Origin of the sequence: Rossellomorea sp. FM04394 (assembly GCF_041889765.1) — a bacterium.
GTDB classification, from domain to species: domain Bacteria; phylum Bacillota; class Bacilli; order Bacillales; family Bacillaceae_B; genus Rossellomorea; species Rossellomorea aquimaris_B.
The window spans coordinates 1604568-1618974 of the sequence record NZ_CP168654.1 but is presented as its reverse complement, the minus strand read 5'-3'; the positions used below and the strand labels follow the sequence as shown (position 1 = coordinate 1618974).

10 protein-coding genes and 1 riboswitch are annotated in these 14407 nt (G+C 40.6%); of the genes, 2 read left to right on the top strand and 8 right to left on the bottom strand.

Going from position 1 to position 14407, the window contains the following annotated elements; all coding sequences use genetic code 11:
* Positions 1-101: 101 nt before the first annotated feature.
* From ACCB35_RS08115 to ACCB35_RS08100, 4 genes are all read right to left on the bottom strand, one after another.
* Positions 102-893 carry a TerC family protein gene (locus ACCB35_RS08115; protein WP_044337623.1) on the bottom strand — a complete coding sequence of 264 codons (792 nt, stop codon included), beginning with the start codon at positions 891-893 and terminating at the stop codon, positions 102-104.
* Positions 894-992: 99 nt separating this feature from the next.
* A riboswitch (yybP-ykoY riboswitch) is annotated at positions 993-1089 on the bottom strand.
* Between the two features lie 63 nt (positions 1090-1152).
* Complete coding sequence (locus ACCB35_RS08110) at positions 1153-1614, bottom strand: hypothetical protein (protein WP_374056483.1); 462 nt, start codon at positions 1612-1614, stop codon at positions 1153-1155.
* Between the two features lie 182 nt (positions 1615-1796).
* Positions 1797-2885: an SDR family oxidoreductase gene (locus ACCB35_RS08105; protein WP_374056482.1), complete on the bottom strand. Its 1089-nt coding sequence runs from the start codon at positions 2883-2885 to the stop codon at positions 1797-1799.
* Between the two features lie 127 nt (positions 2886-3012).
* The gene (locus ACCB35_RS08100) at positions 3013-6102 is read right to left on the bottom strand and encodes an efflux RND transporter permease subunit (RefSeq protein WP_374056481.1); all 3090 of its coding nucleotides are present in this window, start codon (positions 6100-6102) and stop codon (positions 3013-3015) included.
* A 196-nt stretch (positions 6103-6298) separates the two neighbouring features.
* On the opposite strand from ACCB35_RS08100, the gene ACCB35_RS08095 reads away from it, so the two are divergent.
* Positions 6299-7171 (top strand): hypothetical protein, encoded by an 873-nt coding sequence (locus ACCB35_RS08095; protein ID WP_374056480.1) that lies wholly within the window; start codon positions 6299-6301, stop codon positions 7169-7171.
* A gap of 65 nt (positions 7172-7236) precedes the next feature.
* On the opposite strand, the gene nhaC is transcribed toward ACCB35_RS08095, so the two are convergent.
* The 4 genes from nhaC to ACCB35_RS08075 form a co-directional block, all read right to left on the bottom strand.
* On the bottom strand, positions 7237-8643 hold the full coding sequence (nhaC, locus tag ACCB35_RS08090) for a Na+/H+ antiporter NhaC (protein ID WP_374056479.1): 1407 nt from the start codon (positions 8641-8643) through the stop codon (positions 7237-7239).
* A 1171-nt stretch (positions 8644-9814) separates the two neighbouring features.
* Complete coding sequence (locus ACCB35_RS08085; RefSeq protein ID WP_374056478.1) at positions 9815-10843, bottom strand: EAL domain-containing protein; 1029 nt, start codon at positions 10841-10843, stop codon at positions 9815-9817.
* Positions 10844-11042: 199 nt separating this feature from the next.
* Positions 11043-12611, bottom strand: coding sequence for a peptide chain release factor 3 (locus tag ACCB35_RS08080; RefSeq protein WP_374056477.1), 1569 nt, complete (start codon positions 12609-12611; stop codon positions 11043-11045).
* Between the two features lie 159 nt (positions 12612-12770).
* Positions 12771-13004, bottom strand: a complete 234-nt coding sequence (locus ACCB35_RS08075) for a YueH family protein (RefSeq protein WP_044337630.1) — start codon at positions 13002-13004, stop codon at positions 12771-12773.
* Between the two features lie 172 nt (positions 13005-13176).
* Between ACCB35_RS08075 and ACCB35_RS08070 the strand changes: the two genes are divergently transcribed.
* Positions 13177-14394, top strand: coding sequence for a NupC/NupG family nucleoside CNT transporter (locus ACCB35_RS08070; RefSeq protein ID WP_044337631.1), 1218 nt, complete (start codon positions 13177-13179; stop codon positions 14392-14394).
* Positions 14395-14407: the final 13 nt, after the last annotated feature.

Below are 14407 nucleotides of genomic sequence, written 5' to 3'. Positions count from 1 at the left end.
TCTTAAAAAGGGACGGAATGGTAAGGGGGAGGGTAGATATTTGATTCCTCATGTAAAAAAGCTAACGTGAATATTACTCACGTTAGCTTTTCGGTTTTTCTTTATTCCGCTTTGGCTTCTTTCTTGACTTCTGCCTTGGCTTCTTCCTGTTTTGCTTTCTTTCGTGATAATAAATATCCTCCAACTGATAAAAGGATCAATACGGTCCAGAAGACGAGCTTCCATGGCTTTGATTCAGGGAAATGATGATCCAGGATCGCCACGTCGGGATGAGCGAGTGTAAAGACAGCAAGCTTTACCCCAACCCAACCGACAATCAAAAATGCTGCCGATTCCAAAGTAGGATATTTCTCCAATAATTTAACAAACCATGTAGCAGCAAATCGCATAATCACCAAGCCAATTATGCCTCCAAGGAACATGACGATAAATTGACCACCATCAATTCCACCCACATCAAACCATCCTGTTGGCTGCAATGTAACCGCTAAAGCAACGGCAGCTAACATGGAGTCAACCGCAAAGGCGATGTCTGCAAGTTCCACTTTCAATACAGTGGTCCAGAAACCTGAGCCCTTGTTTGACTCAGACTCTACGATTCCCGTGTCTTTCCTCTTTTTAACGAAATGGTGAATCGAAACATAGAATAAATAGATCGCCCCGATGGCTTGAACTTGCCAAACATTCACTAAGAACGAGATAAGAAATAGTGCAGCAAATCTAAATACAAATGCTCCTAACAGACCATAAAAGAGTGCTTTCTTTCTTTGTTCTACGGGCAGATGTTTCACCATGACTGCCATAACGACTGCATTATCAGCAGCCAGGATTCCTTCAAGACCAACCAGGATGAGCAGTACCCAACCGTATTCCAATAACATTGAAGCATCCATAAATATAAGTCCCTCCTATTTACACAGTTAGTTTTCCAATAGGCAAGGATTTTTATAAAATAAAAAGACCCTTGCCTAAATAAGGCAAAGGTCTTGCTGAGCATAATCATTATGCCAACAAAGCCGATGGAATAATCCATGAACTGACGACTTTGTTTAGGTATGACACCTATAGCTACTCCCCTTTGACAGGTAGAAAACGTTTAAGTTGTATACCCATATCTTACCTCATGATTGACGTTTCGTAAAGAAATAAAGCTTATTGAATCCTGATGAGGATCGATCGAATGATTAGCCCAAGTAAAACTCCGGGAATGACAAACAACATAGGCAAAAAGATAGGCCCGATAAATTTACCGAATAAATATACTTTCGGAGAGTACATCAAGCCAACGGTCACCATATAAGCAGACATGACAAAGGGTAAAAATATATATGGTTCTTCCTTGGTTTGAGCAAGCTTATAAGAATCCCACAAAGCAAACATATAGAGACAAGGATAAAACATCAACCATTGATAATCAATCACAGAAGCTGCTCTATGGGTTTCCCCTAAAAAGCTATACATAATTCCTTGATTAAAGTTACTTTGTACATTGATGATAACCTCAAGAATTACAAATAAAGTTCCCTTAAACCAAAGTCCAACCAGTAATTGTGGAAAACCAGGGAGAGCAATGCTCCATAGAATTCCCTCTAATTTTGTAATGGACGTTTTCATGGGCATCCCGGCAATAGCCGATGAAGTGTATGAATTATAGGTATATACCGGGTCGGATCTTGCTTAAGGGAAAATGACATCTCGAGAATCCTCCTAATGATGCTTTCCCATTATTTTTACCATTTTCCTCCCAATTATTACGGCGTTTAGGACGCAATCCAACAATCATCATGAAAACATTCTTAATTAATCTTCACATGTAATTTCTCGTTAGACGAATGTTCAAGATAAAATTCAACCATCTTTTCAATTTGGCTAGACAGGGACGGGCATTGAATGTCAGATCCCCTCAGGTCTTCCTGGGCTTGTTCACAATGAAACCTACCTTCAAGTGTAAAATAATCAAGCGCTTCCCGTTCAACCATCAAAAACTTGCGTACAAATCGAAAACTCAGTGCCCAATTGGAAAGGGACAATGGAATCTTTCCCCGGGGATGTTTTTTGTACATATGCCAAAGAATCTGTTCGTACACTTCCCTTACCGTTATTGGATGTGGATCGGTAAGATGATAGGTTTTCCCTGTACCTGTCCCTTCATGGCCGAGGTGGATGGAAGCTCGAACGACATATTCGACGGGAACGATATTTATGAGGGCATTGCCATCTCCAAGAAATGGTATCCAAGGTAAAAAGGATAATCGCTTAAACATATTCATAATAAAATAAGGTCCATCAAACTTAACAGTCTCACCCGTTTCCGAATTTCCTTTTACAATCCCGGGACGGATGATGGTAATAGGCAGGATCCCCTTCATTTCATCAACTAATACCTCTGCTTCATACTTTGTCCGTTCATAGAAGTTATTAAAGCTATTCGGATACTCCAGCTCATTCTCATATATCTCTCCTTTACGTGTTCCGGCCACAAAAGCCGTAGAGAAATAAACATATCTCTTTAATCGGTGGAGAGTTTGGCAGAAAGAATTAACGTTTCGTGTACCCCGGACATTTACTTTATGAGCAAGGTTTTCAGGGACGGCAAGATCATAGATGGCAGCTAAATGCCAGACATACTCAACTTTTTCGCGTATTTCGCCAATTCTGGCTTCCGTCATTCCAAGATTGGCTTGTGTAATGTCTCCATCTACTAAAATGAGGTCAGCTGTTGTAGTCCCTGTCAGCTTCCTAACTATTTCCTCTGCCTCTGCAGTCATAGTACCTAAATGGAGCAAATAGATTGCTGAAGCCTTGTCTTGACTAATTAATTCTTCCACAATGTTAAGGCTTAAAAATCCTGGAAACCCGGTGATTAAATATATCCCTTTCTTCATACCGCTTCCCCCCGCCTAGGATTTCTTTCAAAAATGGGTAGTAAAAAAGCTAACCTACATGCTAAGGTACCCGTTTGATACAAAGAGGTGACTACTTAGATGTCAGGTTAGCTCAGTTGGATTTTGGCTATTCTTGATTACCGTATGCTTGACGTTTTCTCTTCATTCTTCTCGTTTCTTTATCAAAGAAACTGTACACAATCGGAATGACATAAATCGTTAACAGTGTACTGCTTATCAAACCACCGATTACGGCTATACCCATCGGCTGATTGATTTCTGTACCTTCCCCGAGTCCCAGAGCCAGAGGTAATAAGCCAAGTATAGTAGTCAAAGCTGTCATTAATATCGGTCTTGCCCGGTCCTGCACAGCCTCAACAATACTATCAAAGCTATTGATTCCTGCTTCTTTACGCTGGTTAATATAATCGACAATCACAATCGCATTGTTTACAACAATACCTGCCAGTACAATAACACCAATGATCGCTGAAATGCTTATCGGTGTTTGAGTGACCGCCAGCGCTATCGCAACACCGATGACCATGAGTGGCACAGTAAACATGATGACAAATGGATATTTAAATGATTCAAACTGTGCAGCCATCACAAGATATACAAGAATAATGGCCAGTCCAAGTGCCAGTGCCATGTCGTCAATGGAATCTTCCAGCAGCTCTCTGTCACCACTGAACGAGACTAAAGTCTCATTCGGAAGATCCAAAGATTCTATCTCTTCATCCACAGCTTTCGAGATTGCCCCGAGATTGGTGGAAGATGAATACTTCAAGGTGAATTGAACTGCGTGCTGCTGATCGATTCTTTGTATACTGACAGGACCATCTTCTATGGAAAAATCAACGACGGAATTCAATTGAATATACTTTCCTTGCCCATTAGGGATAAGAAGTTTTTTTAATGAGTCCAGATTCTCAGTAATATTACGGTCATATTGTACGAAAACATTTATGACATCAGATGTCTCTGTAACCATTTGGGTCGTCAATACACCCCGTGTTACATCCTGTACAAGAGTGCCGATCTGAGCAGGCGCAAGCCCCTGTTCGAGAGCTTTGTCACGGTTCACTTTCATTTGTATTTCTTTCACTGTTTCCATCTGATCGGTAGTCACTTCTGATACATCATCCATCTCCTTTAGAGAATTGAAAAGTGTATCCACAGATTGATTCAACCGATTTGGGTCTGTATCTCTTAAATTGAATGTCAGGGTTTGAGGGCTTGATCCTGATGTAGACTGAAGGTTAAAAGAGATTTCAGCAGAATCATTCACCTTTTTAGCAGCTTTGTCGACCTCAGGTTTTACGTCATCTGCAAAAGCGAATATCGATCTCTTCCGATCCTCCAAAGGATTCATTTTTACATAAACCTCAGCTATATTCCCTTTCGAACTTCCCCTGAAGGACTCTTCCTGAGTTGTACCGACGAGGCTTACAAAAACATCAACGTCTTTTTCCTTTTCCAGCCTCTCTTCGATTGCATTCACGACTTTGTTCGTTTCTTCTACGGATGCTCCATTTTCCAATTCGACCCTCATATTGAAAAATCCTTCATCTGTCGGAGGTAAAAACTGTGTACCTACTGTAGTCAAACCGATACCACCTGCAACTAAAGCAACGGCAGTAATAAATAGTACAATGAAACGGTGACGAAGGGCCCACTTAACAGACCGGGAAAATGTTTTGCGGCTTTTTGAACGTCTGCGCTTCGCTTCTAAATTCCCTTTAGGCTTTTTCAACAATCTGCTTGCTAGCATCGGGATCACCGTTAAAGCTACAATGAGAGATGCTAATAAGCTAAAGGATATGGTCAGTGCAAATTCCGTAAATAGCTCACCAAGCAAGCCTGAAATAAAAACAACTGGCAAAAACACTGCAACCGTTGTTAAAGTAGATGCCGTTATGGCTCCACCCACTTCTTTGGCCCCTATACTTGCAGCCTCCCTGGGTGTTTTCCCCAAGGATAAGTGCCGATAAATATTTTCAATTACAACTATGGCGTTATCCACAAGCATTCCGATTCCGAGTGCAAGTGCACCAAGAGTCATGATATTCAAAGTGAAATCAGCAAAGAACATCAAGACGAATGTTACGACGACAGAGTATGGAATCGCCACACCTATTATTAAAGGACTCTTTACGTTCTTCAGGAAGAGAAATAGAACGAGCATGGCAAACGCCCCACCAATTATCAGGGAGTTTGCAATATTCCCAATGGCTTGCGTAATGTAGTCTCCTTGATCAAAGAGAATGTCAGCTTTGATTGATTTGTATTGATCTTGTTTGAGTAAACGGTCAAGTTCCTTTTGAAATGCTTTGGAGACAGAAGCCGTGTTTGCGTCTGATTGTTGTAACACACTAAAAAGGATGGCTGATTCTTGATTAGCACGGGTGATTGTATTTGTATCCTCCTGCTTCTTCTCAACCTTCGCAACTTCTCCAAGGGTAATCTTCTTTCCAGTTTGAGGATTTACTTGAAGAACCAATTTTTTTAATTCATCGACAGACTGTAATTCACTCATAACACGGGTGGTTAAGGTTTGCCCGTCGGTTTCGATGGTATCACCCGGTGAGGTTACATTATTTGCCCTGATCGTGTTAATAACGTCAGATTGACTTAGACGATTATCTTTCAGCGTTTGCTGATTCAATTCAATGACAACTTCATTCTTGAGTGAACCTGAAACGTTTACATTTGCGACCCCCTCAACACGGGTTAATTCCAATTTCAAGTTCTCAGATAACGTTTTTAAATTACTTTCCTTACCTTCTTCACGCAACGAAAACTGAATGATCGGAAACTGGGCCGGATCGAACTTAAGAAACCTTGGATTATCCGCACCATCCGGGAGTGGAGTTTGATCCATTCTTTGAAGCACATCATTTTCTATGTCATCAATGGAGGTTGTCCATGAAAATTCAAGGAGAATAAAGTTTGAGCCTTCCCTTGAAGTAGATTGGATGTTTTTCATCCCTGGTAATGTGGACAGGCTTTCTTCCAGTGGCTTCGTCACCTTTTCAACCACTTCCTCAGGACTGGCTCCTGGATAATTGGTGACGACGACCCCAACAGGGGGGTTTAAGTCTGGAATGAGCTTTAATGGGATTCTCGAGAGGGAAACTCCTCCAAGAATAAGTATGAGTAGCATGGTGACGATGGTGAATACAGGGCGGCGTATGGAAAAATCACTAATTTTCAAACGTGCGCTCCCCTTTCTTTATGTATATTGATCAATACCGTTCGGAAGCTGTTAATGTTAACTATAGTCTCTTAAGGAAGATCCTTCAATATTAAAGCTTCTATGAGGGATAATGTTCACAAATTATTCATCTTGATAAATAAATACCCCTAATCTGTAAACACTATTTTTATACTGAAACGTAAGGAGCATTAGCATGGCGAATTGGGTTCCATTTGTTTCCCTTAGTCTTATCAGCATTTTTCTATTAGCCTGCATAGTGGTTAAGAACCGTCATATTTCTGCTCGGATTATATTATTTTGGCTTTTTATTTCCGGATTAGCCTATGTATTCGAATATATAATCTTTGTTTTGTTTAACAGCTATACGTATCATCCCCATATTTTATCGAATAATTACAATGACAGTGTGTTGGGGTCGATTAGTTCACAGGCTTTTTCAGTGCCAATCGCGCTCACATATATTGTTGTCTATCATTTAAGAGCAACCAGGATTGCCTTGATCATTGGTTTATTCTTTCTCATTGAAACATGGTTCACCTATTCAAATTTGTACGAACACCATTGGTGGCAATCGTATTACACATCATTTTTCCTAGTCCTTTCTGTCATACTGTCTAAAGTGTGGTGGAAGCTACTTGAAAATGACCCTAATCACTATGTACTATTCATCACCTTGTTTTTTGCTCTGTCGACCGTCTCCCTTTCATTTGCCTGGATTCTTTCATCCCTTTTGGAACTATATATCCTCCCATTGCATCATTTCTCTAACCCTACACGGGACTTGATCGCAGGAAATGCAATGTACATCTGGTTTACCACCTACTTTTATACTCTGGTGATCTTCTTTAGATATAAGGATAAGAAGTATGTACTGTGGACCATCCTTTTTCTCTTAACGATTGAAGCATTTATGGTCCAAGAAGGGGTGCTGCTACTAAAGAGCCCTATCATGTTGATGGTTCTTCCCCTATTTCACCTTTCAATGATGGTAATAGGCGGCTATTATTACGCTCACCATTACCAAACATTTGTTGAAGTCAAACGAAAAGGACTGCCCTCCGGATAATTCATCTCTTTCAAATGAGAATCGATGAATGACCGGGACAGTCCTTTTTACTACTTTATAAAATTTTAGTTTGAGGCAATTGGATTCGTTTCAGTTTGTTCTTTTTCAATGGTCCAGCCGGTAAATCCATAGAGAATGGTTATGACCGGGGAAATGAGACAAAAGATTGCAAACGGTAAATACTCTAATGTTGCGACACCTAATACATCGGTAAGGAAGATACCACATACGCTCCACGGCACTAACGGGTTAATGACCGTCCCTGCATCTTCCAACGTACGTGATAAGTTTTTAGGATGTAACCCAAGCTTCTTATATTGAGATTGAAAGGCTTCTCCAGTCAATAGAATGGAGAGATACTGTTCCCCTACAACCAGGTTGATACCAATGGCCGATAAAGCCGTTGAAAGGATCGTTCTTCTGCCTGATTGTATGATTGTTGAAACTTTATTAAGTAACACAGGAATAATGCCAAGCTTAAATAGTAATCCACCCAAGCTTAAAGAAAGGATAACAAGAGAAATCGTAAACATCATGCTGTTTACCCCTCCTCTAGTTAAAAGTGAGTCGATGGATTCCACCCCTGTTTTGGATTCAAATCCGGAAAATAACACCTGAAAGAGTTCATTCAGCTTCAAAGATCCATGTAAGAATGATAAGCCGATTGAGACCATTATATTGATTGCCAGTGTTAACAAGGCAGGGGTTTTAAATACGATTAGGACAATCAGCAATAATACAGGTGCGAGACTATACCAATGAATGAGGCCAGTTTGACTTAAGCCTTCCTGCAGGGCTTTTAGTTGTGATAAGTTGACACCACTTGTTTCCGGTGATAGAAACCCAAATACGATGAGCGTAATGATAAAAGCAGGGACAGTTGTCCAGGCCATATTACGAATATGAGTAAATAAATCCACCTTCACAATAGAAGAAGCAAGGTTTGTTGTGTCTGATAAAGGCGACATCTTATCTCCAAAAAAAGCACCTGAAACAATCGCTCCTGCTGTGATACTCACGGACAGTCCCATCGCCTCACCGATTCCGATAAGTGCCACACCTATGGTTGCGGCCGTCGTCAATGAACTCCCTATCACGATGCCGCTCAAGGAAGTAAGCAAAAAGGCAATTGCATAAAAATAGTTGGGAGTAACAAATTCAAATCCATAGAACATCAATGTAGGAATGGTTCCGCTGAGTAACCAGCTGCTCACTAGAAGACCAATAAAGAAAAAGAGTAAAATGGCCCCTAAGCCACCTTGTGCCCCAACAATCATTCCTTGTTCAATCTCTTTGAAATTAACTTTTCGAATAAGCCCATACACCATTAGAAAAAAGAGTGAAAAGATGATCGGAATATGAGGGACTGATTGGAGTCCTATAATACTGCCACTAATCATCCCCAGTATAGCGAGTAATATCGCTGAAGCTTCTATTACGGTTGGTTTGTTTACGCTTTGAATGTTTAACATAGTAACACTTCCTTCTCTAAGTTGAAATTGATGAAAGGGAATAGAAAGAACAACAAAAAGAACCCTCCATCCCGAATAGGGACGAAGAGTTCTCCGCGTTACCACCCTAATTGGAATAAACCTATTGTCATACATTCCCTCTGTCCATTCATTACTATTCATGAATGTATGACAATTTGTTTATTCCCACTTCATAAAGATTTGTCTCTTGATAAAGCCTCCTTTACTCAGAGGGTTTATAAGCAATGTAATTCAGAAATAGTGGACCTAAGCTTTCACCTGCCGCCTAGTCTCTGATTGCTGTCTACCTATTTCCTACTTCGTTGCTCAAGACAAAGATATGTGATTAACCGCTAAGAGTTGGAAAGGGCATAACCCTCTTTCGCTCTTAAACGCTTTTAAGCTTTTATGCACTAAAGTAATTATACTAGTATTGTAACATCATCTTAAAATATGTCAACTACATTTTTATAAAACGCTCACTTCTCAAAGATTATTGTCTTTAACATAAGTTCTGCAAGGCTCTGTCAATTAGTGTGGGCTGGATGGTGAGGGGAACTGATCCGCTTGCAGCTAGCGTTCGGCCGAGCCTCCTCAGCTTAGCCGAACGGGGTCTCGGCACGCCCGTACTTCCACAGGAGTCTGCGCAGTTCCCCTCACCATCTTTAACAGAATTACTGTGACAGAGCTTCAACATGCGCAAAAAACCATGTAACTAGAAAAAATAATTCTTCTTTTATAATGAGAATCCATCTCTACCATTAATTAAGGTTGGTTGCTAAAATACTTGTTTTAATTGTTTTGTTTTCCATTAAGGATACATGCTCAGAAAGTTGATTCTCGCTGCAGGATGATCGACTCCTGCGGGAATAGCTGGACAGTACGAAAAGCGGATGGGCTTTGCTCAGGGGCGACAAGCATAAGACGAGTCTGCCGGAAAGGCGCACTTTGCCTTTTTGGCAGACTTGGCTTATGACCTCGAGCCCCTAAGCCCGTAGCTGGACAGGTGAGACCCCACAGGCGCAGCCGAGGAGGCTCACCGCCAGCCCCGCGGAAAGCGAGCATCCTGGAGCGGAAATCAACTATTACTTTCTTCTCTACAATAGAACAAACTTTAAGAAAAGAGCTCATAAAAAAACACCTCTCTTCGTAGAAGCGAGGTCATCTTTTTTTATACCAGCAGAGAATCGGCGAAGGGTTTTTCTGCTGATCGTGCCGGCTTTCCTATGAAATAGCCTTGTGCATAATGAACACCGATTTCTTTACAGAATAACAATTCTTCTTTCCTCTCAATTCCTTCAGCTAATACAAGGATATCTAACTCACCTGCAATCTTCATGACTTTTCGTAAAAACTCCTGATTTTCTGCATCGCTATCACAATGATTGATAAAGGAACGATCAATTTTTACATAGTCCGGATTAAGGAGGGTCAGCATTTCGACTGTAGCAAATCCGGATCCAACATCATCCAGCGCGACCTTCATTCCTTCACGTTTATATACATCAAGGACGGACTTTAAATGCTCCACATCCACAATCTTTTCTGTTTCAACCACTTCGAATACGAGATCCTCTGGATTTAATCCTAATTCGTTCACGATCTGAAAAGTATGGCGCAAACAAAATTCAGGGTTATAAATCGTAGAAGGCAGGAAATTAATAAAACTTTTAATACCAGGAGTCACCTGACCTACACGGCATTCGATTGCAGATTTCCTTGCTTTCTGATCCAACATGGAATGAAAGCCTGTGTTGGCAGCAACTTGAAATAATTGTCCGGGATTTAATTTTTTTGACTGGTCCCCTGCCCGCAAAAGAGATTCATAACCAAAGAGACTGTAATCGCTTAAATCAACGATTGGTTGAAGGTGACTTGTGAAATGCCCATCCTGAATCATCTCTACCATCTCTTTATGCTTCATTAATAACATAAATCTGCCTACTGTCATGAAAGGTCCAGGCTGATCTATACAATTTATGCTGCACTTCCATCCGTCCTCATCCATTAATTCCTCTACTCTCATAAGCTTTTCGTATAGCTCATTCAGGTTTTCATATAGAAAAACATATGTACCATCTTCTAATCGGGTAGAATATCCCATCACCGGTACGGAATGATTCTGATTATTATGTAGAAAAAAGTACCCTGTGTCGTGATACTTCATAGTTACAGTACAATTTGCACAAGCGATTTCCATTTTCAACTCTCTCCCTTTATATGAAAATATATCCTATAAGTATATACTATGACTTTTTACCTAAACAACGCCACTAATATCCCTTTATTTTAGGATTATTTCACATGATAATGCTCACACGATTCCAGGGGACACCCTGAATTCCCGGAACTTAAAAAGCACCCCTCCAGATCCGATTCTTGAGGGGTGCTTACAGACTTTACATCAAACTATATAGTCTTATATCAGGATTTTTATCATTGAACCATCTCATGGCAAAATCATTTTCAAACAAGAAGACAAGGTTGTCATGACGGTCTTTCACCAGCATGCTTCGAGAGCTTGACATTGTTTCCTTAACATCTTCTTCATTTTCAATCCATCTTGCTATTTTTGATCCAATCGGTTCCATTTTGACATCAACGTTATACTCATTTTTCATTCTGTGCTCAAATACTTCAAACTGAAGCTGACCGACTGCACCAAGAATGATATCTTCCGTGCGGGTCTTATAATATTGAATGGCCCCTTCTTGAACCAGTTGAAGAATTCCTTTTTGGAAGTGTTTTTGTTTCATTACGTTTTTAGCTGTAACACGAACAAAAAGTTCTGGAGTAAATTGAGGGAGCTTTTCATATTGGAAGCCTTGCTTTCCTTGAACAAGCGTATCACCGATTTGATACGTACCCGTATCATAAACCCCAATAATATCCCCACTCACAGCTTCATTTACAGTGCTTCGATCATCTGCAAGAAATTGTGTAGACTGGGCAAGCTTAATGGATTTACCTGTTCGGGAAAGATTAACAGTCATCCCTCTTTCAAATTGACCTGAACATATACGGACAAATGCAATCCGGTCACGGTGAGCGGGATTCATATTGGCTTGAATCTTAAACACAAAACCAGAGAATTCCTCTGCTGTCGGCTCAATCTCACCTGCATCAGAATTCCTTGGCTGTGGAGACGGTGCAAACTGTAAATATGTTTCAAGAAACGTTTGAACGCCAAAATTCGTTAATGCACTACCGAAGAAGACAGGAGATAGCTCTCCATTTGCTATGCGTTCACGGGAAAATTGGTTTCCTGCTTCGTTCAGAAGCAGAACATCTTCAAGAGTTTGATCATATAGATTGCTTTCCTTAAGAGGGTGCTCGCCTTCAATTTCACCTTCATCGTTTAAGGGTATAAAGCGATCTTCATCCTCAACACGGAATTGCTCAATTCGATTATGGAATCGATCATAGATTCCTAAAAATTCTTTCCCCATCCCTATTGGCCAATTCATCGGGTAGGATTGAATTCCCAGTACTTCTTCAAGCTCTTCCAATAATTCTAACGGCTCACGTCCTTGACGATCGAGCTTATTAATGAAGGTGAAGATCGGTATCCCTCTCATGCGGCAAACTTTAAAAAGCTTTAAGGTTTGCGCCTCGATTCCTTTGGCTGAATCAATGATCATAACCGCGCTATCAACAGCCATCAAGGTTCTATACGTATCTTCAGAAAAATCTTGGTGACCTGGTGTATCCAGGATATTCACCCGATAATCATCATAGTCGAATGCCATCACAGAAGATGTGACCGAAATCCCTCTTTGCTTCTCGATTTCCATCCAGTCAGATGTTGCAAACTTCCCTGATTTTTTTCCTTTTACAGTTCCAGCTGCTCGAATCGCTCCTCCAAAAAGAAGAAGTTGCTCTGTTAATGTTGTTTTCCCAGCATCCGGGTGGGAAATAATAGCGAAAGTTCGTCTTGACTGAACTTCCTGTATAAAGTCTATTTTCATTCATAAAACCCTTTCTCGTCATTGTCACTTTCTCATCATATTCGTTCTAAAGTAACAATGCAACAAAGAATCAAAACCTTGGTCATTCAGGTCGGTTTCACAGATCATCTCCTATTAGTATGAACGGGACGACATTCGCATTCATTATCCAGGCTTTTATTACATTTCACGTGTCCACTGAACAATCCGGGAGCTTAATGTAGATGCTGTTTCTTCTGAAACCCTCTCCTGCAATGAATGGAATAATTTTGTTTGTATATCTTCCTCTTCATAGGTAAAAGAATAAGACCATTGAATATCAGGCACTGCAATCAAAATGAACTCTTCTTTCTTGTTTTCGTAGATATATACTTTTTGTTCCAAGCCTTCCAAAAAATTTTTTCTGATCTTCATAATTTGTATCCCCTTTCATGAAAACGCTTTATTGACGCATACTAATGACGATGTTGTCCGTACAACTTTGATAATATCGTGTAATTGTAGGTTGTCAGACGTCTGAAAGAATTGTAAAATAAAAAACCGAAAGCATCAAGTTACAAACTTACATTTTGAAGAGGTGAAAGAAGTGCAATATTTATGGGGTATCATGGGTATCATTGTCGTTCTGGGAATTGCTTTTGCATTTTCCACGAACAAAAAGCGTATCAATTTCAGAACCGTCCTTGGAGGACTGGCTATACAGCTATTTTTCGCTTTTGTCGTGTTAGAAACTTCTTGGGGTCAGAGTTCTCTTAAATGGTTGACTCAGGGTGTAAACGCTATAATCAATTATTCAAACGAAGGGATCACCTTCCTTTTCGGTGGTCTTTATACAGAAGAATCCAATATAGCGTTTATTTTTGCATTTAATGTCCTTCCTGTCGTCATTTTCTTTTCTGCGTTAATTTCAGTTCTTTACTATCTTAAGATCATGCAATTTTTCATCAAAATTTTAGGTGGCGGATTGGCAAAGCTGTTAGGAACAAGAAAGGCGGAGTCACTGTCTGCTGCAGCGAATATTTTCGTCGGACAAACAGAAGCTCCGTTAGTAGTAAGACCTTATCTATCTAAAATGACTGAATCGGAACTTTTCGCAGTCATGACAGGCGGACTTGCCTCCGTTGCCGGTTCCGTATTAGTCGGGTATTCCTTATTAGGTGTCCCTCTGGAATATTTATTGGCAGCAAGCTTCATGGCAGCTCCTGCCGGACTCGTAATGGCAAAGTTATTTGTACCTGAAACAGATCATACGCCTGAACCAAAAGAGCTTGATATGGAAGCGGATTCTGATTCGGCAAATGTGATCGATGCCGCTGCCAAAGGTGCCAGCGTCGGGCTTCAATTAGCACTTAATATCGGTGCGATGCTACTTGCGTTTATTGCACTCGTTGCCCTCATTAATGGTTTACTAGGGTTTGTAGGTGGTTGGTTCGGTTTTGACAGCCTTTCACTTGAACTATTACTTGGATATGCTTTTGCTCCACTTGCTTTTGCAATTGGTGTTCCTTGGAGTGAGGCAGTTGTCGCAGGAAACTTCATTGGACAAAAGCTTGTCATCAACGAATTCGTTGCTTATTCCGCGTTCGCTCCTGAAATCGGTAACTTATCAGATAAAGCGGTAGCCATCATCTCATTCGCTCTTTGTGGATTTGCGAACCTTTCTTCATTGGGTATCTTACTTGGTGGACTTGGAAACCTTGCCCCTGACCGCAGAGGAGATATCGCCCGCTTAGGATTAAAAGCCGTCATTGCCGGTGCACTCGCTTCATTACTAAGCGCTGCAATTGCTGGTATGTTTGTATAATTTATACGATCAA

Coding starts and splice junctions, on each gene's coding strand:
- ACCB35_RS08115 (WP_044337623.1), bottom strand. CDS start 893: ATGGATGCTTCAATGTTATTGGAATACGGTTGGGTACTGCTCATCCTG.
- ACCB35_RS08110 (WP_374056483.1), bottom strand. CDS start 1,614: ATGAAAACGTCCATTACAAAATTAGAGGGAATTCTATGGAGCATTGCT.
- ACCB35_RS08105 (WP_374056482.1), bottom strand. CDS start 2,885: ATGAAGAAAGGGATATATTTAATCACCGGGTTTCCAGGATTTTTAAGC.
- ACCB35_RS08095 (WP_374056480.1), top strand. CDS start 6,299: ATGGCGAATTGGGTTCCATTTGTTTCCCTTAGTCTTATCAGCATTTTT.
- nhaC (WP_374056479.1), bottom strand. CDS start 8,643: ATGTTAAACATTCAAAGCGTAAACAAACCAACCGTAATAGAAGCTTCA.
- ACCB35_RS08085 (WP_374056478.1), bottom strand. CDS start 10,843: ATGGAAATCGCTTGTGCAAATTGTACTGTAACTATGAAGTATCACGAC.
- ACCB35_RS08080 (WP_374056477.1), bottom strand. CDS start 12,611: ATGAAAATAGACTTTATACAGGAAGTTCAGTCAAGACGAACTTTCGCT.
- ACCB35_RS08075 (WP_044337630.1), bottom strand. CDS start 13,004: ATGAAGATCAGAAAAAATTTTTTGGAAGGCTTGGAACAAAAAGTATAT.